This window comes from Paenibacillus sp. FSL P2-0173 (assembly GCF_038008045.1).
In the GTDB taxonomy this organism is placed as follows: Bacteria; Bacillota; Bacilli; order Paenibacillales; family Paenibacillaceae; genus Paenibacillus; species Paenibacillus polymyxa_B.
This window is the reverse complement of record NZ_JBBOYK010000001.1, coordinates 1,164,445-1,182,704: the sequence shown is the minus strand read 5'-3', so window position 1 is coordinate 1,182,704 and position 18,260 is coordinate 1,164,445. Positions and strand designations below refer to the sequence as shown.

The following is an 18,260-nucleotide window of genomic DNA, read 5'->3' as shown; positions in this document are numbered from 1 at the left end:
TGAAGACCTTGCAGCTGCAAGGTCTTTTTGTGTATCACACAATGACAACTGTAATGATTTGGTTGTGTTATGTTTGATTATTTTGTAAAATTTAAACATTGAATTAAAAGGGAGAGCTTATATTGCGGACATCGGATAGCATGACAATTATGACGGAAAACATGGCACACAATTCATAATAGGAGCTGAAGAGTCATTAAGATCGAAAATTTATTTTATGGGGAACGAATAAAACTGGCCGCAGTCAGGGAAGAAGATGCCGAAGTGATGTTCAAATGGGGTGAGGATGCGAAGTATCTGCGAAATGTAGATACGGATTTGGCGCTCCCTTACACGTTGAAACAGATGGAGTCAGAAGGATCTCCCAGCTCTAACGAGGTCTATTTTCGATTAAGAACATTGGCAGATGATGTCTTGATCGGATTTGTTGCTATCCACGGAATTGAGTGGAATAATCGCAGCGGACAGCTGGCAATAGGTATAGGTAATACGGACTACCGTGGCAAGGGCTTTGGGGCAGAAGCTGTAGGTCTCATTCTTCGTTATGCGTTTTATGAGCTCAATTTAAATCGGGTCGGCTTGGATGTGATTGAGTACAATACACAAGCGATCCGAACTTATGAGAAGGCGGGGTTCCAGCTTGAGGGTAGAGTTCGTTCTGCTGTTCTTCGTGATGGTAACAGTTATGATCGTATCATGATGGGTATCCTGTATTCTGAATGGCGCTCGACTGTTCAAGTATAATAGATACACAATTTGTTCATAAAATATTCCATAATAAGCCTTTTAATAACGTGAAAAGAGGTTTATAGTTAAAGGGTCACATGCCCAAATCATTATTAATTTGAGTATGAGTCAAAGCTGAGGAGGAATTTACATGGCAAACGTTGTAAGGTCCGTTACTTCACCCAAGAAATTTATTTCTGGACAAAATCTACTCTCGTCGTTAAATGACTATATTAAGGATTATGGCGATAAAGCCTTTGTCATTTGTGATGAGTTCATACTTGAAAGGGCCCAAAAGGAGGCGGGTGCTTCAATTGAAGCAGCTGGTAACCAGGTGGTCTTCGAGAAATTCCAATATGAATGTACAAAAGAAGAGATTGATCGTAACCGTGAATTGGTGCGTAAACATGGTTCGAACATTATCATAGGGATTGGCGGGGGAAAAACGTTGGATACCGCCAAGGCAACCGCTTATTATGAAAAGCTGCCTGTTGTTATTTTCCCAACGATTGCTTCTACAGATGCTCCTTGTACCGCGCTTGCGGTTATATACAAAAAAGATGGCTCTTTTGATGAATATCTGTTCCTGCCTACTAATCCAGACGTTGTACTGGCGGATACAGGCATTCTGGCAGCAGCGCCTGCACGTTTCTTTGCAGCTGGAATCGGTGATGCACTGGCCACTTATTTTGAAGCTCGTGCTTGCTATCAGGCTAACGGGGATAACCTGGTTCTGAACAAGCCTTCCACTACAGGATTGGGACTTGCTCGTCTTTGTTATGATACGTTGCTGGAAAATGCTGTGAAGGCCAAACGTGCTGTGGATCGGAAAGTATATACTCGTGCGGTGGAGGATACGATTGAAGCTACCATTTATCTGAGCGGTGTTGGTGCAGAATCAGGTGGGTTGGCAGCAGCACACGCCATTCATAACGGCATGACGGCTGTTCCTTCGCTTCATAAAGCACAGCATGGTGAGAAAGTTACATTCGGTTTGTTAACCCAGCTAGTGCTGGAAAATGCACCGAAAGAAGAACTGGAAACCGTGATTAAACTGGTTAAGGATGTAGGCCTTCCATTGACGCTTCGTGACTTGGGTGTAGAGGAATTTGTTGAGGCTGAATGGCGCCAAGTGGCTGAAGCTGCTTGTGCATCGAATGATACAATGGTCAACATGCCGTTCCCGGTTAGTCCTGCTGACGTGTACAATGCAATCATTGCAGCGAATGCAATAGCAGAATCCTATCAAGAATAGTTTCTTCCTAAATCACGAAAATGGGTTTACAAAAACGGGTCTGTCACATCACTGGCAGACCCGTTTCGTTTACGTGCACTAACATGTGAAACGAAAGAGGGTACCAGGGACTTATATCCTATCTTGTTCTGACCGATATACATGTAACAGGGAAATTAGGTTGGTTACACAGCAGGAGGAGATTTGATGTTGGTGCATGGTAAAACACGTAGGGGCAACTTGTACATCCATATGTCCAGCGGTTTTCACAAAATTGGAGATTATCGGGAAGAATATTCTGTAGCACCGGGTGATCGGCTGATGTCTAGACTGTCCAAGCGGATCTACACCATTGTATCCGTACATCTTGGTGAAGAGGCGTATGCCGATATTGATCTAGAAGAGGTTATTAGAAATAGTTAGAGAGCTTTATTTGGATTTGGTATAAAAAAGCTTCCACTTTGCTCCTAGAGCGAAGTGGAAGCTTTTTTCTTTCAGCGTAGGGACTCATGAAGAAGGTCTCGTGTGATGATATTATTTTGGTTCATAAAATGTCTGATTGCTGCTTGTGAATTGGTTGCAGACAGCTCCTTTCCCCATGTCATGGCATAGGCCCAGGCTGGCTGATTTTGCAGCACCTTCGCACTTGGCAGAATATCACTTTCTCCGATTCCCATAGGCTTGCCCTGCGCAAGCTTTAGCAATTCGGTGTAGTAGGAGGGTTTGTAATCATTGTTATAGATATCAGCTGCAAGAATATCTACTCGGTTAATACCTGGGAAGGACAAATTATAGGGAGTGCTATATGCGTTTGGAGCATTGGGACTCCACACCCACAACAGGTTATCCAGATGATGGACATGAGTGAACCGATCATACATTAGATTCCACAACTTAGCATAATTTTGCTTGTTTCCCCACCAAAACCAGTTGCCGTTCATTTCATGATAGGGCCTCCATAAAACAGGTACATCCGCGTCTCGTAAGGTCTTAAGGGACAAAGCCACCTCATCCAGATCAGCGATCAGTTGTTTATATTGCGGGGTACCCGGCGTGATGTAACGATTAAATTCAGCTTGAGTAATTTTTGCTTGTACGTTTTTCCACGTTTTGGGTTTGCCAGGAAGCGCCTGATGGAAGGTAACAGCTACGATTCCGCCGTCCTGACTCCATTGGATAGCACTATTCACAACATGCTGACGTTGCTCTCGTAGGGCCGTACGGGACTGGTTAGCCAATCCTCCAAACTCATAGCCGTGAAGTCCTGCGTATTGTCCGCTGATTTGTTGTAGCTTGTTATTTTGTTCATCCGGTGCCTCTAAGTAATCATGCTGCCCGGAAATTAGCATATCATCCGGTACATTAGATAGGTAGGCAAGTAATTGCTTGGCTTTGGCAGAGGCCTGAACATTAATTGGCGGGGCGGCATCGGCAACAATGAATGATTGCTGAGAGCCGCTGAAGAGTAAAACAAGCATTAGCAGTAGCACCCTCTGTAACCAAAAGCGTGTTGAGTGAGATTTCATGGCGCTCCTCCTTTGATGCATGGTAATGGGATTAGTATTTTTCTTTTTGCTTTCTAAGCTGTATATAGGCGCTAATAATAATCACCAACAGACTAATCGTGGCCCATCCATTGAATTCCTGTAAGTGTATCCAGTTGTCCCATACAAGGAAACCTAAAATTACAACGAGCAAACCCATTGCAAGATACATTTTGGTTTGTGCTGGACGTTGGGTTCGTTTTGAAATCCAATGTATGATGCCGAAAACGATGGCTGCCTGAAATAAAAATATGCCCATCATCATTAAACTTGCTATAAAGATTGGGGACATCGGTATCCTCCTCCTGGGTTTACAAACAGAATATGCAGGTTGTAACCGGGATGTGGATTCTTAGATGTCAATTTAATTACAAGTTAAGTAAACAATTGAGCGCTGGTTACGATCTTGAACAAGTTGACTAAATTATACCATAACTACCGTCCTGCAATGAAAGACGTCTAAATACCCACTCTACCTTGATTCGACATCATACTTTATATTCAGCGAAATATTGACATATGGATGTACACTTCACATATATGAAGATGCAATCAGAAATATATGTGAAGTATATGCATAAGAGCAACGCGAAATCGACGGAAAAGTTTGGTATGATTAAAGTGGATTGAAAAGGAGGTGCTCTTATGAATGAAGAAAACAGACCATTCTCTAGGTCAGCAGATGCTGAAGGAGCCAAAGCGAACTTTGATGCCAATCAGCGGAAGCTTCTCTCCGAGGGAGTGCCTAGCTTATGGCGTCAGGTCAGCAACCTGCTGATTCTGGTTAGCGTGATTGCATTGATTATCCTTTTAGGTCGAGTGCTCTAATGAGATATCCAAAAAAATCGAAAAGAATTTGAAGAATTAGGGATGTGAAATGGTGTTAAAGGCAGCTTTACTTTTTATATTGGCTGGCATCGCTGAAATTGGAGGAGGATATTTGATTTGGCAGTGGCTGCGTGAAGGAAAGACATGGTATGTTGGACTTTGCGGCGGAGTAATCTTGGCTGTGTATGGAATCATTGCTACCTTTCAGGTTTTTTCCTCCTTTGGGCGTGTATATGCAGCATACGGAGGTGTCTTTATTGTTCTTTCCATTGCATGGGGCTGGTGGATTGATAAAAAGACACCCGACTTGTACGATTTCATTGGTGGATTGATTTGTTTGGTCGGTATAGCTGTAATCCTATTTCCGCGATCAGGATGATAGGACGAAAAACCCTATTTTATTTTTGAAAACATGACTATAGGTCTACAAAAATAAGCTTCATATTCCGAAATAGAACTTAAGGAGGGGGTTCTATGAACTGGAATCAAATGAAGCTTAGATTGAAATTTGGTAGTGCTGTACCGAAGAGTGAAGGTAATTTCTCTTTTGGTATCATGTGTGGACTCTTAATCAGCATCGTGCTGTGGATATCAATCATTGGCTGGATCATGCTGATCTTTAAGTGATTTTACGAAATCACTGTACATATCAAAACAAATGATTAAGGACTGCTCACAAACCTGTGTCTTATTACCCATGCTTTATTTTGTGAAATCGTTACGTAACTTGTCTATCCCGCGACCTATGGCTTCATCAATCATATCAGTAGCAGCAGGTGTATCTGCATCGGTGTCAGGAATGCGATTAAATCCTGGCTCGCGCTTGTCCAGGGATTGTTTATGTTCGATTTGATCGTCAGTACGATTCTTTTCAGAGTTATTATCTCTCATAGCACATCACAGCTCCTTTTATTAGGCATATTCAGCTTCTATACTTTACATAAACGCTTGTGCTCCAGACTAAACGTTGATAAAAATAAAACCGGGAGGGAGTAAATCCCGCCCGGTACTTCCCAAACAACTAGCGATGCTCAATCAGATCAATCGCTCCCAGAACAACATGAGCCAGTCCGAAACCGAGAATGCCTGTAGCTGCAAGTTTGTACTTACTGCTCAGCAACACAGCGCCTGAAGCCGATACTACCGTTCCAAGAACAGCTGGAATCATACCTTCACGCATTCGTAACACCCCTTCTGGTAGTTTGGAAAGACGTTTATTAGTGTAATTCAAATGTGCACAAGTTATACAAAAAGAGAATTTTATTTTTTTTTTAAAAAACACTTTACAATTCGATAAAATTATCGTATTATATGTTGGTGCCCAATTGAACGACATTTACATAATGAGAACACTTCTTAATCAGATGCGTGTTTCTCAGATACTTGTAAGACAAGTAAGTGTGAAGATTAGCGTTCCTAAATTTATGCCGGGGTGGCGGAATTGGCAGACGCACAGGACTTAAAATCCTGCGGTAGGTGACTACCGTACCGGTTCGATCCCGGTCCTCGGCACTATGGTTTTTCTCTTGAATCCCTTGATTATCAAGGGATTTTTTATTTTTTAGTGATTGAAATCATGACTTCCATATCACAGGGAGCGAGCGCCTTTTTCGCTCTTGGGGACGGATTGGGGACGAACTTTTGGATCAAAGACATCGAGGTGTGCTGTTGTTTTACGACTAAGCTTCTTGGTGACGTGAGCATAGGTATCTGAAGTCACCTGAGATGTGGAATGTCGCAATCGATGTTGAATCTCCTTGATAGATGCTCCCTGGCCAAGCAAATACGTTGCATTTGTATGGCGGAGACCATGAAGTGATACATTACGGAAGCCGTGCCGCTCACACCAGTTTTTCCACTGCTGGGACGGCGTTGTATGGTAATAGGGTTTCCCTGTACCTGAGTGAAAAACAAAGTTGCGATCCCCGCCTTGCCATGTCCCATTTGCCTTTGCCTCAAACCTTAGTTTACGCATGCCTTTAACATGGACGGCCAGTTCCTCCATATACCATTGTGGCATATCTACATAATCGTTAGATGCTTCATTCTTGGTATCTGTAATGTCCGCCTGGCCATTTTTGGTGCTTGAAATGCTCTCGTCAATCCTCAATCTGTTGTTTTCAAAGTCGCAATCGTCTTCGTCTAAAGCAATTAACTCACCGCGTCGGAATCCTCCCATTATCGCCCCCAAGAAAAAAAGTCTCCATTTAGAGTCTGTATAAAGTAATTTATCAATTACCTCGACTGCCTCATCTTCTTCAAAGTAATTTTTGCGGTCTTTGCGGGCCTTTTTATCCTCTTTGCTAATTTGTGGACGTTTAACACCTTCCAGGGGATTTTTGGTCAGTACACGCCATTCTACAGCTCGTTGGAATATGCTATTTGTTACATCGTAAGCATACTGGATTGTACGCGATGCAAGAGTAGACTTTTTACCTTTTTTATCAACACGGGCGCCGGGCTTTCTCATATCAGCGAACAATTTCACTAAAATCATGGTTGTAATTTCATCAATAGGCATATGGCCAATTTTCGGCAGAACGTGATTGTTGATTTTGGAGCAGTGAGATTCCAAGGTAGTTCCGTTCTTTAATTCTATTACGGCGTACTTCGGAACCCACTCATTTTCATAAAAATTTTTAAACGTCAGCTTGCTGGGTTTGATGTAGTTACCGCTTAATACTTCAATTTTAAAAGCAGCTAATTGATCGTCCAAATAATCCTTAAGTTTTCGTGTTGCGTCTTTGTACTTCGGGCAGTTCTCAGACAGCTTCATCAGGGATGGGTCATCGATTTCATGGGTCTTATCAGGCCGGTTCCGAGTACCGTCAGCGTGATACCCAAGATCAACCCGGAGCCTCCATGTATACTTTCCTCTTTTTTCAATACTACCCTTCAAAATAATCCCTCCAAACAAACATATGTTCGATATTTATTTATGATTAAACAGCCTTGCGGCTGGAAAGCGCAAAGTTTAATAAAAAATATGAAATATTTCAGGAATCCCACATCTAAGCAGGAATTGTTGTTTAGTCTCGCCTTGTTCCGGCGCATTAAAACCGATTAGTAGGTGGACAGCTAACCGATGCGCTTGCCGTTCCAACTTGTCCACTGAATAAAAAGTGTTGCTTCTAAGGAACGGCGTATTTATACCTGGGTGAAGAATTGCATGTCCAAGCTCATGCGCACTTGTGTAAATGGCTTGTTCTCGACTAAGTCGATTGTTGATGTGTATGACAGGTAAGCGATTAGTATTAGAATAATACCCCCATGTTTGTTTCCCTAAGTGTTCAAAAAGAACCACAATTTTTCTCTCAGTTGCAATCTCTAAAGGTGAATTGGTTCCGTGGGTTAGAATGAGTTCGCGAGCTTTTTTCTTTTCTATCATCTCGGTGCCCCCGGAAGTTCATTTTCTATATTTTTTAGGCGTGAATTTCTTCTTCGCCATCTCACGCGACATACGAAGAGTATTCTCTAAAGAAATTCGAAGCAACTCTCGATCCTCTTCGTCCATTGGTTCCCCCATAAAAGATAACGACGAATCAGAATCAAGGTCGTTCATCATTGCCTCAAGTTTTTTGGCGATGTCCTTTTCATCTTTTTTCGTAAGGGTATGGTAGGGGTTCTCTTTGGGTATATCGTTGTCTGAGTTCCCCATTAAATAATCTACAGTAACTCCAAAATAGTCAGCGATTTTCTGAAGCTTATCCTGTTTCGGAGTGTATTTCCCTTGCTTCCAACTAGTAAAGGTAGCTGTAGTAATTCCCGTTTCTTTCGCAACACGATAAGCCGTAACGTTGTGCTTCTTTAGAAGTTCATCAAATATTTCGTACATAGTTTTCCTCCGTAATTTTTATTTAAAAAAATAAAGTCAGAAAACTAAGCTAATATCCATTGACCAACTCAGAAAACTATGCTAATATACAAACATAACTTAGAAAACTGAGTTAATAACAAAGGTTGTTAGCTGAGAAATCTTATATAACTTAGGTGGCACTTTGATTATATAAGAAATCTTAGCTACCAGTCAATATGTTTTTTACGAAAGGAGTGTGTGACTTGTACGAGAAATTCCTTGTTCTGTTAGAACAATATGGAAAAACACCGTATCAAGTTTCTAAAGACACGGGTGTTTCTACGGCGACATTGACAAATTGGAAGCAGGGAAGATATAAGCCCAAAACAGATAAACTTAAGATTTTGGCTGACTATTTCGGAGTAACTGTTGATTATTTTTTGTCCTAATCGCCACACGAAAGCAAGGTAATTAAATCCCAACGTATTTAAATGAGAATGAGAGAGTGAAGCATCATGATGGGTTTAGAAGATGCAATTCGTGCAATTATCGCTGAGGAAGTAGCAGCAGCTGAACAACGAATTACGGCATTGCTTCCGGCTCATGTAGATAGAACTCTAGATGTCCGTGAAGCTGCGAAACATATTGGTATTTCAGAAAAGTTGATTTATAGCTTATGCAAAACAAATGATATTCCTCATGAAAGGTATGGAGTTTCCGGTTCTCGGAGACCGACAATAAAGATTCGTTTATCTGATTTGGAGGCCTGGAGAGCTGAACAAAGAGCTAAGAAATGAAGAAAGGAGAATCAAAACTAAATGACTACACCCAATATTGAACAACTGAATAACCGACTGCCTGATTTAAAGCATGTAAGCACGAATGATTTGATCAATGAACTGGCAACTAGACCAGGGATTGAAAAGATATCCGTTGGATCATACCAACACTTTGAACTTAAAAGAAAATATCATAAAGAACATTTGTCTGATGAGGATATCTATGTAGAAGCAAAGGAGGTTCTTGTTGTACTACCAAATCTGAAAACAGAAGATTCATTAGGAACTGTGGAGAGATTTTGGCAAGAGCGATCTGATCTTATCGAAAGGTCCCAAAGACAGAGCTAAAGGAGGGTAAACCTTGTCTTTTTATCATCATCCCATTAAAAGAGATAACGCAATGACTCACGTTATCGTTTCGGGATATTCTATCAATCAACCAACCGAGTCGGATATTCCATCAAAAATGGTCCAAAGTAAATTAACTATTGAATTGATGTTTACTAGCAATGATTGCAGCCCAGCTAAATATGAGGCGTTCTTGAACAAGTTTCAGCATTTCTTGAATGACAACTATCAATAGCCTATCTGCTTCTTGATAATTTGAGCAATAACATTTGAAGCAATGCTAGAAAGCATGGAGATTGAAACGCTGGAGAACCTGCTAGCAATGTCCTTGGATTTTATCCAAACACCATTGTCTCGGATGTTATCTAAGAATTGGTGTCCTTCCCAAGTCAGGCTTGAGATATAAAAATTATGCACCTCATCGCCAGCATACTGAACTTGGGCGTTAATGTAATTTGCTTCAATTAATCTTTGAGTTGTATAAATTATTTCTTCAAACGAATATGGCTCAGTAAAAGGATTGCTATTGAATGTGTGTTTAGTTACTTCGTTACCGAATGGTTCAGATTCTACGGCTAAAAGTAAATCTCTTATGCAGTCTTTGTTTAACTTCATAATCACATGTCCTCTCATTGTAATTTATCATTACTTTGAAATTCGGTATAGGGGCAGAAAAACCTTTAGAAAGGAGATTTAACTTGCAAATTGACATTAACAAAATAAAAGTCAGTGACCGCATTCGCAAAGATTTCGGCGGTATTGAAGAACTGGCCCAGGATATAGAACAAAACGGACTCATCAACCCTATTGTAGTAACACCGGATTATCAGCTTATTGCCGGAGAGCGGCGTTTGAGAGCGCACCAGTTCCTTGGACGCTCAGAAGTGACGGTAAGAGTTATGGAAATCAAGGATTTTGAGCATCAACTTCAGCTTGAGATTTCCGAGAATGAACATCGTAAGGAGTTCACTTTTTCCGAGCGAGTAGAATGGGCGCGGCGACTTGAAGAAGTCGAACGCTTGAAGGCCAAAGAGCGCATGGCTGGAGGTACGGAAAATTTTCCTGACCAACCTACCGGACAAGTTCGGGATATTGTAGCGGATCAGGCAGGCTTTGGCTCTGGCAGGCAGTACGACAAAGCGAAGTTTATTGCGGAAAATGCTACTCCTGAAATCATTCAGCAGCTTGATGAAGGCTTGATCAGCACTCACAAGGCTTTTGTAGAAACCAAAGCTCGGCTCGAAGCTGCTGTCCGTGAGGCAGAGGAAAGAGCTGAGAAAGCAGAACGGGACAAGCTTGAGCTACAAAGACAGTACAAGGATGCCATTCCTGCGGATCAACTTGAGGATGCCTTGTCTGCTGCTGTAGAACGTCACGAAGAAGAAACCACTGTATTTATCCGGCAAAAGGAAAAAGAGGCTGAGGTACAGCTTAAACAACGTGATGAATACTGGAAAAACAAAATCAACGAAGATTTGGAAAAAGAACGTTTAAAGATCGAACAACTGAAATTAGGCTACCAACAGAAAAAAGAAGAGTTGGAAGCGATGAAATTGCAGAAGACAGATGATTTTGATGAGCAGCAAGCGGAATTGAAAATGAAGAAGCTTCGCTCTGAGTCCAATATCAACGCCTTACAACTGAATGCCCATGTAAAAAGATTTCTTGAAACGGTTGGAATCACTTCATTCATGTTAGGTGCAATTGGGGCTGCAAACATGGGGGAGAAAAAGCGCTTGGGGGAAAGCCTTGATATGTTGCAACGTTTTATAGACCAAGTTAGACCAGCCGTAAACGGCAGAAAGGTGGTAGAAGTATATGACATTGATAAACAATAATCAACAATCGGATTATATGATGCTGGTGGAAAAGCAGCTCCAACTTACAGAGTCTCAAGGAGTTGCTATTCGCGGACTGTGGGACGGAATGAAGCAGATGCAACAGGATGTTACTGAGAAGGTTGAGGAAGTCCAGATGATGGTCCAGGAGGTTCGTGACAGTGTTACGCTCACAGATGCCGAATGCTATCAGTTACAGAACGCAGTAAGAATCAGGTCCATTACTCTCGCAAAAGATCGTTACAAGGAGACAGATGGAAAATTTAATGAAACGGTCGGAAAATATCGCCGCATGATTTGGAGTAAGCTGAAAGTTTTGTTCTCGGTTGCAAAGTACAGTCACATCCGGCGCATAGATTTTGATGATTCCATTTACTTCGTTAAAGAGTTTCGTCCAGAAGACTATATATAGGGGGGAAGGATATGACTCTACCAGAACTGGCTCGTATCTGGTTCGAAAATGAATTACAGCATGCCATTATCGTTCGTAATATCCGGCGTAAGGACAAGTCAAAATGAGCAGCAAGATTTACTCTATTCCAATCGTGGATGATGAAGGATTCAAATTTAACTTAGATCAAACAGCAGACTCACTTATAGCCGCTGTATTACTCATGCATCGCTGGTTGAATTGTCAACATTCAGTAGATATTGAGATGCTAGAGCTGACAGAGCAGGATAAGAAAAAGCTTTCTCTTCAAAAGGAGAAAGAACTTACTGAACAAAAGCTTCAGACCATTTATAAAACTCAATATGCTATTACAGATAGTCCATGGCCTAATCACGTTTGTATTCAGAAGATGAAACCTTTGAAGAAACAAGAAAGACAATTGAAGGCGAAAATATCCGAACTTGAAGCGGAGATATGGAGCTGAGAGAGTTGGACGAGCATAAACAATCTAGGGTGCTTAGAGCACAATTACGCGAGCTATACGAGGACAGTATTGACGCTGTTAAATTTGGATTACCGACTGACGAAATTCATGCTCAAATAGGCTTGCTTACTGCCGAACTAAGTGAACTTGAGGAATTTAAAAACGAAGAATATGAAGGGCTAGAGGCTCCTAAGTCATCGGGATACAAGATATCCGGTAAAAGAATAGGATGCTGCAAGCATTGTGAAAAAGAAGTCTTTGCAGGCCAAAAGTTTCCTAATCCAAAAGAAGAAGGACTTTTCTGTAATTACTATTGCCGTAAGTTATACCGCAAAAGAAAAGACAGAGAAGCCCAGACAAACAATCGTGCTACCAACACGATCATTTAATAAACAATTCAACGGAAGTATAACACAAGATTTTGAAAATGAAAATAGGAGGCCTGTCTTGTGAGAGGAGACAAAGATTTTAGCATCTGGAATACAAGCATAGCTATAAGAGGCGATAAAGAAATTTCTCATCCTACCTTTTTACGAATGTTAGACATGATGAGAAATAGAGGTTTTGTCGTTGGATCAGATCCACAAATAGACCGTGACTATCCTATTCTTTCGGAGGATCGTTTTGCTGGCAACAAGGGAGAGCTTCTGTTTGTTGGTGAAAAATATAATTGTGGTGCAAAACTCGAATTCTATCAAGAAATTAATGTAGAGAACCCAAACGGCGGTAGATATGACTTTAACAAATTTGAAAAGATGCCTTATCTACTCCAAAAGCGGTTTCTACTTGAGGTCAGATATATGGAACAATTTTTACTGGAGGAAGGATTCACTTGTGACTCTGAACCAGTACTAAAAACGTCATACGATAAGGTATTTCATGAGCTTAATTCACCAAGCAGACACTGGAGTTCAGAAAATCTTCCTGATTATAACGCTCTCGACAAAGATGGAATACGGATTAATAACGGAGAAGTGAAGTATTTCAGGGATAGAAAAGGAACGCTGATGCGCGGGACTGTCTACCACAACATTAATAACATGTGGTGGGTGATTGTAAACAAAGATCATTACACCAATTTGGCTGCTTTTGAACTGTTTGACCTAGACACTGTTCCTGAAAATGCAATCAAGAAGCTGATTCGGAGATCAGGGCATAACAACCCTAAATCAAGGTTTGTTCCTACAGAAGGACAATTGAAAGATTGGAAACGAAGAGCAAAACAGGCTGGCAGGGAAGGCAGAATCCAATTCGCTAACGCTATACTTGGATACCTCTATGAAATCGGATGGGTATCACGAAAATTCCAATTGTTCATCAAGGAAACGAAGCGGCTCGGTCTTGTTGAGACAGAAGGAAATCCTTATTTTCTCGGCATGAGGATGGGAGAGAAGAAATACGATCCGCCTAAATCTATTCCTTTGTATCCTATGCCTCAACAGATGTCTGGTACAGAGTCTGGTTGGGTAGAAAACTTGCGAGATTATGTCACGTATGGTAAGCCAACAGTCTCCCGGTGGTTTTGCAAAGATCGAAACGGCGAAGGTGGACAAGCATACCTTTGGCCTGAGGTTAGAGAACGATTACTCCATATAGGAGCGCATGTATAAAAAAAGGAGTGGCTGCATTGTCTCTACAAAAACAATATACGCTCGGAGAGCTTTATAGTCTTGCGGATCAATGCAGCCATGATTACCCTGCTACACTGGCACGTAAGATTGAATTACTGACCGAAGTCCAGATTCTTTTGGGGCGCAAGGCAGCTGAGGCCGTAAGGGATTATAAGAAGAAATATGCTGAGAGGAAGCGTGTTTATGCTGAAGCGTATATTGCAGCAAAGAACCTAAGAGAGCAGCGTGCGGAATTGGCGGTAATTGAACTTCGCATCCAAGAAGCAGATGCAGAAGCTGATAAGGTCCGCTGGAGTAATGCTGTAGAAAGTAATGACCAGGTAATAAACTCTTTAAAATACAGCCTTAAGGTGTTACTGGCGGAGTTTGGAAACAACGCCAGCGCAAACAGGTAGGTTTATGATTCAAAAGCTGAGAAGAGGTTGAAACATGGCAGAAATAAAATGGATCAAGCTCAGTACTGGCATGTTTGACGACGAAAAAATTAAAATCATCGAAGATATGCCCGAAGCTGACACGATCATTGTTATATGGCTCAAGCTAATGACTATGACTGGCAGATCAAACATGGGCGGTTACATCATGCTGACCGAAACTATTCCATACACAGAGGACATGTTGATTTCAGTGATCAAGAGGCCGCTACCAGTTATAAAAATGGCTCTATCCATCTTCGAAAGATTCGGGATGCTGGAAGTTTCTGAGCAAGGAGCTTTCTTTCTGCCTAACTGGGAGAAACATCAGAATGTAGATGGAATGGATAAGGTCAGGGAACAAACTAAAAAGAGGGTTCGAAATTACCGGAACAAGCAAAAGCAGCTTGATTCAGGTGGAAATGATCCTCATGTTACAGGAAACGTTACTGGTAACGTTACAGTAACGGTCGGTAACGAAACAGATAAAGAATTAGATTTAGAACTAGAAAAAGAAAGTTGTTGTTTAACGCCCGAGACTGAAATCAAATCCGAAGATGAGGGGATACCGTTCACCCGACAGGATGCCGTTCCTGTCAATCCTGAAACAGATGCCGACTCTGGACAGAATGAAGTATCATCTTCGGATATTGATTATCGCAACACCCTTGCCAACAAGTACCTACAGCGCAGGGGGAAAGGATTAGACATTACAGCAGCCGACGAAACGAGCATTGATGAATTGCTGACTGCTGGTGTACCGCTTCAAACCGCTTTGGACGGAATTGATCAATCCTTTGACAAATTTAAACCTAAGCATAAGCGCGATGGGATACGGAGTCTGAGTTATTGTGCGACTATTATTTTCTCCTTACACGCCTTACGTGAAGATGTTGGTAAGGGGGAGAGGGCCGAAAGTCCTTTGCCTTATAAACCTGAGTCACAAATAGATGTGCCGCCAAGCGAATACACCGAGTCGGACATTCAAAGCATGCTTGCAAAACTAAGGGCTAAACAGGGAGGTTGATGCCGTATGGAGAGTTTCGGCAAAGAGCTAAAGGCATTAATACCCGCAGGTTTTGCCAAGAGACAGGCTGCGGTGCTGGAACGTCTAACAAACCATCCTGAGGTTCAAAGATTAAAAAGCGAATTTCCTGACCGAACTGAGGATCTGACCGAACCCAAACGATATAGAGATTTGTCACAGCATATATCCTATTGCGATAAATGCAGCGAGTGTCCAGGGTTGCTTGCTTGCCGGAACGAACAGAAGGGGCATGCAAGCGTTGCGGAGCCTAACCCGACCAAAGCTGACGAACTGGTCTTCCGACTTCGGAAATGCCCATTGTTGGTCGCTCACGAAAGAGAACAAGGAATAGGTCAGAGGATCAAGAGCCATTACATCCCGGCTCACATCCTGAATGCCACCTTCGAAGACATTGAACCTGACCCGCAGCGGATATCTGCAATTGCGGCGGCAATAAACTTTTGTGATGAGTTTGTACCAGGTGAAACAACAAAAGGTTTGTACTTTTACGGTCAAATGGGTGTAGGCAAAAGTCGGATTGTTGGAGCCATTGCCCAAGAGTTGGCTAAGCGTGACGTAAGCGTACTGATGGTCTATGTTCCCGATTTCCTACTGGAGGTTAAGGATGCAATTAACTCAAAGACAGAGACTGTTGAAAGCAAACTTGATGCTTTGAGAACAGTTCCTGTGTTGATATTGGATGATATTGGGGCCGAGTCATTAACGACTTGGACAAGGGATGAAGTGCTGGGACCGATACTTCAGCGGCGTATGGAACGCCTAACGACGATCTACACATCTAATTTAACAATGAGTGAGTTGAAACAGCACTTGGCGAATGTGAAAGATAGCAAGCCGAGCGAACAGAAACAGAATGACAAAAAAGCGGCCCGGATCATTGAGCGAATAGAACCATTTGTAAAGATACTGCCGGTGGGTGGTAGAAATAGACGGAGGGATTAAGGGTATGTGTAGAACTTGCAGCGGCAGTAAGGTGGCATATCAGTTCAAAGGCTCCATCGTAATGCTGGGACCTTGCCCGGAGTGCAATCCTAATGCGAAAAAGGAGATCAAACCTTATGAATATAGTAGTGGACAGCGCTCTATTAGCTGAGGCTTTGGAAGATGCCAGTAAGGCGCTCTCATCAAAAGTAATAATACCTATATTGAGCTGCTTTTTGATCGAAGCAACGGAGGACAGGGTAACCGTTACTGGTACCGATGACCGAGCAACTATCCAATCATTTGTCGAAGAAAACATAGACATCAAAGAAACTGGTTCCGCGGCGCTGCCCAAAGTTCTATTGGATATTCTCCAGAAGATCAATGGGAAAATAGAACTGCAAGTTAAAAATGGGAATCAAGTCACCATAAAGTCACGGAATAAGGAGATTGAGATTACTGGAATGCCTCCAGAAGAATATCCTACTCCTCCAGAGATAAATGAAAATGAGTTTGTTGAGATTAAGGGAAAAGACTTAAAAAATCTGATCAAAAAGACAGTTTTCGCGGCTGATATAGACGGAAAATCATTGCCTATCATTACAGGGGTAAACGTTATCCTTCAGACCGGGAAAATTCAAATGGTGGCAACGAACCGACACCGATTGGCCCATGCTGAAAGAGAATTTGATATTGGAAATATCGGCGCGGCTGTTATTGAAGCCAGAGGAATAATTGAATTACAGAAGATCGTTAATGACAACGATGAAGTAGAATTCGGTTTTTCCAAGTCTTCTGGCGGAGACGTGATATATGCGTTTGCACGAACAGAAAGGTTTATATTTTATTCTCGTGTCCTAGAAGGTATTTATCCTGATACAACTCATGCTATGGCTATTAAATCAGTTACCGAAATAACTGTTAACCGAAAAGAACTGATCGAATCATTGGAGCTTATTTTCACTCTGGCGAAAGAGGAAAAAAATAACGCTGTCACATTCTCTGTTTCAGAAAAAGAAATTAACATTCGAGGTAAGGGGAAGGAAACGGGCAAGGCAACAGAAAGCATAACACCAATCAGTTTCAACGGAGAAAATTTCAACCTGACGTTGAATGCAAAATATGTGTTGGATGCATTGAAGGTCTTAGAAAACGATGTAATTACACTCGGGTACACTGGTTCTTCAAAACCTCTCACTCTTCGGAGTGACGAGTCTAGTTTCTACATTGTACTCCCTTATAGGGTGGCTGGATAGATGAGTAAATACAATGCTAAAAAAGTGATTGTTACAGCCGATGGAACCCTATTCGAGGAATGGCTGGTAAAGAAATATAACCTTGATGTAAACGGGATTCGCTTCGATAGCAAAATGGAAGGAGAGTACTATCAGGAATTGCTCTTGCTGAAGCAGCAGGGGGAAATAAAGGATTTTGTCTGTCAGCCCAAATACGTCTTACAGGAAAGCCCGAAGGTGACCTACATTGCAGATTTCCTTGTTACTGATCTTGACGGAAGCCAACGAGTAATTGACATAAAGGGAGTTGAAACGGCTACCTTCAGAGTGAAGTTGAAGCTTTTCCTACTAAAATACCCGACTTTACCAATTGAAATACTGGTAAAGCGGCGTGGCGAATTTATCCCTACACAGCAGGCCAAGAAAGAACGGGCAGATCGAAAGCGAGCAATCAATAAATTAGTAAAACGAGCCGAAGGAGAGATTAAAAATGTCAGAACTGGCCGGAATAAAAGTCAGATTCACCGTAATCAAAAATGAGGATGCTGAGAATTACCTTGATGATCGGGATAAAAGTGAGTTGTCCCGCATTCTTTGGAAAATCCAAGAGTTGCGACATCTGAATGGAAAGCCAGCTTTAAATACCTATCTGGTAGTTAACACCGACGAAACATATGCGGCTGATATAGTCCGCATCATGCAGGCTAATAACCACTGGGGACCAGTGGTTGACCCTAATCAGGCGGAGTTGAAGTATGACGGAGATATGCTTATTCTACCGGAGACGGAGGAGGCGATTAAATGAAGCACTCTCAAAATGAAATTGAACGTCCAGAAGTAACACAACGGATCATAGAATTGCTGGACAAGCAAAACGAGAAAGGTCTAAAGAAGTATGGAATCACCATAGACCAGGTATCAGATATGTCCTATGACTGGAGGCTTATGGCGCTGGAGGAGGCAACTGATTTGATTCAGTACCTCCAGAAAGAGGTTATGCGACTCGAAAGACTTCTTAATCCGATCTAGGCTAAAACAAAAGGA

29 protein-coding genes and 1 tRNA gene are annotated in these 18,260 nt (G+C 41.9%); 22 read left to right on the top strand and 8 right to left on the bottom strand.

Features of this window, described 5'->3' with window-relative positions; translation table 11 throughout:
• Positions 1–195: 195 nt before the first annotated feature.
• From MKX30_RS05180 to MKX30_RS05170, 3 genes are all read left to right on the top strand, one after another.
• Positions 196–744 carry a GNAT family N-acetyltransferase gene (locus tag MKX30_RS05180; RefSeq protein ID WP_023989403.1) on the top strand — a complete coding sequence of 183 codons (549 nt, stop codon included), beginning with the start codon at positions 196–198 and terminating at the stop codon, positions 742–744.
• Positions 745–877: 133 nt separating this feature from the next.
• Positions 878–1,981 carry a glycerol dehydrogenase gene (locus MKX30_RS05175; protein WP_023989402.1) on the top strand — a complete coding sequence of 368 codons (1,104 nt, stop codon included), beginning with the start codon at positions 878–880 and terminating at the stop codon, positions 1,979–1,981.
• A 186-nt stretch (positions 1,982–2,167) separates the two neighbouring features.
• Positions 2,168–2,383, top strand: coding sequence for a hypothetical protein (locus MKX30_RS05170; RefSeq protein ID WP_013311038.1), 216 nt, complete (start codon positions 2,168–2,170; stop codon positions 2,381–2,383).
• Positions 2,384–2,454: 71 nt separating this feature from the next.
• Here the strand turns inward: MKX30_RS05170 and MKX30_RS05165 are convergent, their stop codons facing one another.
• Positions 2,455–3,486 (bottom strand): glycosyl hydrolase, encoded by a 1,032-nt coding sequence (locus MKX30_RS05165; RefSeq protein ID WP_023989401.1) that lies wholly within the window; start codon positions 3,484–3,486, stop codon positions 2,455–2,457.
• A 31-nt stretch (positions 3,487–3,517) separates the two neighbouring features.
• Complete coding sequence (locus MKX30_RS05160; RefSeq protein WP_023989400.1) at positions 3,518–3,796, bottom strand: hypothetical protein; 279 nt, start codon at positions 3,794–3,796, stop codon at positions 3,518–3,520.
• A gap of 353 nt (positions 3,797–4,149) precedes the next feature.
• On the opposite strand from MKX30_RS05160, the gene MKX30_RS05155 reads away from it, so the two are divergent.
• From MKX30_RS05155 to MKX30_RS05145, 3 genes are all read left to right on the top strand, one after another.
• Positions 4,150–4,332: a hypothetical protein gene (locus MKX30_RS05155; RefSeq protein ID WP_053325752.1), complete on the top strand. Its 183-nt coding sequence runs from the start codon at positions 4,150–4,152 to the stop codon at positions 4,330–4,332.
• Between the two features lie 52 nt (positions 4,333–4,384).
• Entirely contained in the window at positions 4,385–4,711 is a 327-nt protein-coding gene (locus MKX30_RS05150; protein ID WP_023989398.1) for a YnfA family protein, read from the top strand.
• A 95-nt stretch (positions 4,712–4,806) separates the two neighbouring features.
• Positions 4,807–4,959, top strand: a complete 153-nt coding sequence (locus MKX30_RS05145; protein ID WP_023989397.1) for a hypothetical protein — start codon at positions 4,807–4,809, stop codon at positions 4,957–4,959.
• A gap of 75 nt (positions 4,960–5,034) precedes the next feature.
• Here the strand turns inward: MKX30_RS05145 and MKX30_RS05140 are convergent, their stop codons facing one another.
• Complete coding sequence (locus MKX30_RS05140) at positions 5,035–5,223, bottom strand: hypothetical protein (protein WP_023989396.1); 189 nt, start codon at positions 5,221–5,223, stop codon at positions 5,035–5,037.
• A 130-nt stretch (positions 5,224–5,353) separates the two neighbouring features.
• On the bottom strand, positions 5,354–5,512 hold the full coding sequence (locus MKX30_RS05135; RefSeq protein WP_013311032.1) for a hypothetical protein: 159 nt from the start codon (positions 5,510–5,512) through the stop codon (positions 5,354–5,356).
• 246 nt (positions 5,513–5,758) lie between these two features.
• On the opposite strand from MKX30_RS05135, the gene MKX30_RS05130 reads away from it, so the two are divergent.
• Positions 5,759–5,844, top strand: a tRNA-Leu gene (locus tag MKX30_RS05130).
• Between the two features lie 76 nt (positions 5,845–5,920).
• On the opposite strand, the gene MKX30_RS05125 is transcribed toward MKX30_RS05130, so the two are convergent.
• The 3 genes from MKX30_RS05125 to MKX30_RS05115 all read right to left on the bottom strand — a co-directional run bounded on the left by MKX30_RS05125 (position 5,921) and on the right by MKX30_RS05115 (position 8,167).
• Positions 5,921–7,231, bottom strand: coding sequence for a tyrosine-type recombinase/integrase (locus MKX30_RS05125; protein ID WP_081384253.1), 1,311 nt, complete (start codon positions 7,229–7,231; stop codon positions 5,921–5,923).
• Between the two features lie 75 nt (positions 7,232–7,306).
• Positions 7,307–7,720, bottom strand: a complete 414-nt coding sequence (locus MKX30_RS05120; RefSeq protein ID WP_254664495.1) for an ImmA/IrrE family metallo-endopeptidase — start codon at positions 7,718–7,720, stop codon at positions 7,307–7,309.
• An 18-nt stretch (positions 7,721–7,738) separates the two neighbouring features.
• On the bottom strand, positions 7,739–8,167 hold the full coding sequence (locus tag MKX30_RS05115) for a helix-turn-helix domain-containing protein (protein WP_076264692.1): 429 nt from the start codon (positions 8,165–8,167) through the stop codon (positions 7,739–7,741).
• Positions 8,168–8,391: 224 nt separating this feature from the next.
• On the opposite strand from MKX30_RS05115, the gene MKX30_RS05110 reads away from it, so the two are divergent.
• The 3 genes from MKX30_RS05110 (at position 8,392) to MKX30_RS05100 (ending at position 9,255) form a co-directional block, all read left to right on the top strand.
• Positions 8,392–8,577 (top strand): helix-turn-helix domain-containing protein, encoded by a 186-nt coding sequence (locus MKX30_RS05110; protein ID WP_068942310.1) that lies wholly within the window; start codon positions 8,392–8,394, stop codon positions 8,575–8,577.
• A gap of 66 nt (positions 8,578–8,643) precedes the next feature.
• Positions 8,644–8,925, top strand: a complete 282-nt coding sequence (locus MKX30_RS05105; protein ID WP_076264691.1) for a helix-turn-helix domain-containing protein — start codon at positions 8,644–8,646, stop codon at positions 8,923–8,925.
• Between the two features lie 21 nt (positions 8,926–8,946).
• Positions 8,947–9,255, top strand: coding sequence for a hypothetical protein (locus tag MKX30_RS05100; protein ID WP_068942307.1), 309 nt, complete (start codon positions 8,947–8,949; stop codon positions 9,253–9,255).
• A gap of 228 nt (positions 9,256–9,483) precedes the next feature.
• On the opposite strand, the gene MKX30_RS05095 is transcribed toward MKX30_RS05100, so the two are convergent.
• Positions 9,484–9,870, bottom strand: coding sequence for a DUF2513 domain-containing protein (locus MKX30_RS05095; protein ID WP_068942303.1), 387 nt, complete (start codon positions 9,868–9,870; stop codon positions 9,484–9,486).
• 83 nt (positions 9,871–9,953) lie between these two features.
• Here MKX30_RS05095 and MKX30_RS05090 point away from each other — a divergent pair, with 83 nt between their 5' ends.
• From MKX30_RS05090 to MKX30_RS05035, 12 genes are all read left to right on the top strand, one after another.
• On the top strand, positions 9,954–11,093 hold the full coding sequence (locus MKX30_RS05090) for a ParB N-terminal domain-containing protein (RefSeq protein ID WP_264453479.1): 1,140 nt from the start codon (positions 9,954–9,956) through the stop codon (positions 11,091–11,093).
• Positions 11,074–11,505, top strand: a complete 432-nt coding sequence (locus tag MKX30_RS05085) for an ORF6C domain-containing protein (RefSeq protein ID WP_264453480.1) — start codon at positions 11,074–11,076, stop codon at positions 11,503–11,505. Before MKX30_RS05090 ends, MKX30_RS05085 begins: the two co-directional genes overlap by 20 nt.
• A gap of 103 nt (positions 11,506–11,608) precedes the next feature.
• Positions 11,609–11,968, top strand: coding sequence for a hypothetical protein (locus MKX30_RS05080; RefSeq protein ID WP_341062551.1), 360 nt, complete (start codon positions 11,609–11,611; stop codon positions 11,966–11,968).
• A gap of 5 nt (positions 11,969–11,973) precedes the next feature.
• Positions 11,974–12,357, top strand: a complete 384-nt coding sequence (locus MKX30_RS05075; RefSeq protein WP_341062549.1) for a hypothetical protein — start codon at positions 11,974–11,976, stop codon at positions 12,355–12,357.
• A 60-nt stretch (positions 12,358–12,417) separates the two neighbouring features.
• A complete protein-coding gene (locus MKX30_RS05070; RefSeq protein WP_341062548.1) occupies positions 12,418–13,578 on the top strand; it encodes a hypothetical protein in 1,161 nt (386 codons plus the stop codon).
• 17 nt (positions 13,579–13,595) lie between these two features.
• Positions 13,596–13,994 carry a hypothetical protein gene (locus MKX30_RS05065; protein WP_126665829.1) on the top strand — a complete coding sequence of 133 codons (399 nt, stop codon included), beginning with the start codon at positions 13,596–13,598 and terminating at the stop codon, positions 13,992–13,994.
• 34 nt (positions 13,995–14,028) lie between these two features.
• A complete protein-coding gene (locus MKX30_RS05060) occupies positions 14,029–15,039 on the top strand; it encodes a phage replisome organizer N-terminal domain-containing protein (RefSeq protein ID WP_341062546.1) in 1,011 nt (336 codons plus the stop codon).
• A 6-nt stretch (positions 15,040–15,045) separates the two neighbouring features.
• Entirely contained in the window at positions 15,046–16,002 is a 957-nt protein-coding gene (dnaI, locus tag MKX30_RS05055; RefSeq protein ID WP_341062545.1) for a primosomal protein DnaI, read from the top strand.
• Between the two features lie 116 nt (positions 16,003–16,118).
• On the top strand, positions 16,119–17,237 hold the full coding sequence (gene dnaN, locus MKX30_RS05050) for a DNA polymerase III subunit beta (protein WP_341062544.1): 1,119 nt from the start codon (positions 16,119–16,121) through the stop codon (positions 17,235–17,237).
• Positions 17,238–17,756 carry a DUF1064 domain-containing protein gene (locus MKX30_RS05045; RefSeq protein ID WP_076264682.1) on the top strand — a complete coding sequence of 173 codons (519 nt, stop codon included), beginning with the start codon at positions 17,238–17,240 and terminating at the stop codon, positions 17,754–17,756.
• Positions 17,707–18,021 carry a hypothetical protein gene (locus MKX30_RS05040; protein ID WP_340958711.1) on the top strand — a complete coding sequence of 105 codons (315 nt, stop codon included), beginning with the start codon at positions 17,707–17,709 and terminating at the stop codon, positions 18,019–18,021. Before MKX30_RS05045 ends, MKX30_RS05040 begins: the two co-directional genes overlap by 50 nt.
• Complete coding sequence (locus MKX30_RS05035; protein ID WP_264453491.1) at positions 18,018–18,245, top strand: hypothetical protein; 228 nt, start codon at positions 18,018–18,020, stop codon at positions 18,243–18,245. Before MKX30_RS05040 ends, MKX30_RS05035 begins: the two co-directional genes overlap by 4 nt.
• The last annotated feature ends 15 nt before the right edge of the window (positions 18,246–18,260 follow it).

Excerpts from the sequence above, each read along its gene's own strand:
- MKX30_RS05080 (WP_341062551.1), top strand. The coding sequence starts at position 11,609 with ATGAGCAGCAAGATTTACTCTATTCCAATCGTGGATGATGAAGGATTC.
- MKX30_RS05105 (WP_076264691.1), top strand. The coding sequence starts at position 8,644 with ATGATGGGTTTAGAAGATGCAATTCGTGCAATTATCGCTGAGGAAGTA.
- MKX30_RS05120 (WP_254664495.1), bottom strand. The coding sequence starts at position 7,720 with ATGATAGAAAAGAAAAAAGCTCGCGAACTCATTCTAACCCACGGAACC.
- MKX30_RS05135 (WP_013311032.1), bottom strand. The coding sequence starts at position 5,512 with ATGCGTGAAGGTATGATTCCAGCTGTTCTTGGAACGGTAGTATCGGCT.
- MKX30_RS05100 (WP_068942307.1), top strand. The coding sequence starts at position 8,947 with ATGACTACACCCAATATTGAACAACTGAATAACCGACTGCCTGATTTA.
- MKX30_RS05165 (WP_023989401.1), bottom strand. The coding sequence starts at position 3,486 with ATGAAATCTCACTCAACACGCTTTTGGTTACAGAGGGTGCTACTGCTA.
- MKX30_RS05035 (WP_264453491.1), top strand. The coding sequence starts at position 18,018 with ATGAAGCACTCTCAAAATGAAATTGAACGTCCAGAAGTAACACAACGG.
- MKX30_RS05175 (WP_023989402.1), top strand. The coding sequence starts at position 878 with ATGGCAAACGTTGTAAGGTCCGTTACTTCACCCAAGAAATTTATTTCT.
- MKX30_RS05160 (WP_023989400.1), bottom strand. The coding sequence starts at position 3,796 with ATGTCCCCAATCTTTATAGCAAGTTTAATGATGATGGGCATATTTTTA.
- MKX30_RS05095 (WP_068942303.1), bottom strand. The coding sequence starts at position 9,870 with ATGAAGTTAAACAAAGACTGCATAAGAGATTTACTTTTAGCCGTAGAA.
- dnaI (WP_341062545.1), top strand. The coding sequence starts at position 15,046 with ATGGAGAGTTTCGGCAAAGAGCTAAAGGCATTAATACCCGCAGGTTTT.
- MKX30_RS05145 (WP_023989397.1), top strand. The coding sequence starts at position 4,807 with ATGAACTGGAATCAAATGAAGCTTAGATTGAAATTTGGTAGTGCTGTA.
- MKX30_RS05045 (WP_076264682.1), top strand. The coding sequence starts at position 17,238 with ATGAGTAAATACAATGCTAAAAAAGTGATTGTTACAGCCGATGGAACC.
- MKX30_RS05140 (WP_023989396.1), bottom strand. The coding sequence starts at position 5,223 with ATGAGAGATAATAACTCTGAAAAGAATCGTACTGACGATCAAATCGAA.
- MKX30_RS05115 (WP_076264692.1), bottom strand. The coding sequence starts at position 8,167 with ATGTACGAAATATTTGATGAACTTCTAAAGAAGCACAACGTTACGGCT.
- MKX30_RS05040 (WP_340958711.1), top strand. The coding sequence starts at position 17,707 with ATGTCAGAACTGGCCGGAATAAAAGTCAGATTCACCGTAATCAAAAAT.
- MKX30_RS05085 (WP_264453480.1), top strand. The coding sequence starts at position 11,074 with ATGACATTGATAAACAATAATCAACAATCGGATTATATGATGCTGGTG.
- MKX30_RS05155 (WP_053325752.1), top strand. The coding sequence starts at position 4,150 with ATGAATGAAGAAAACAGACCATTCTCTAGGTCAGCAGATGCTGAAGGA.
- MKX30_RS05060 (WP_341062546.1), top strand. The coding sequence starts at position 14,029 with ATGGCAGAAATAAAATGGATCAAGCTCAGTACTGGCATGTTTGACGAC.
- MKX30_RS05170 (WP_013311038.1), top strand. The coding sequence starts at position 2,168 with ATGTTGGTGCATGGTAAAACACGTAGGGGCAACTTGTACATCCATATG.
- dnaN (WP_341062544.1), top strand. The coding sequence starts at position 16,119 with ATGAATATAGTAGTGGACAGCGCTCTATTAGCTGAGGCTTTGGAAGAT.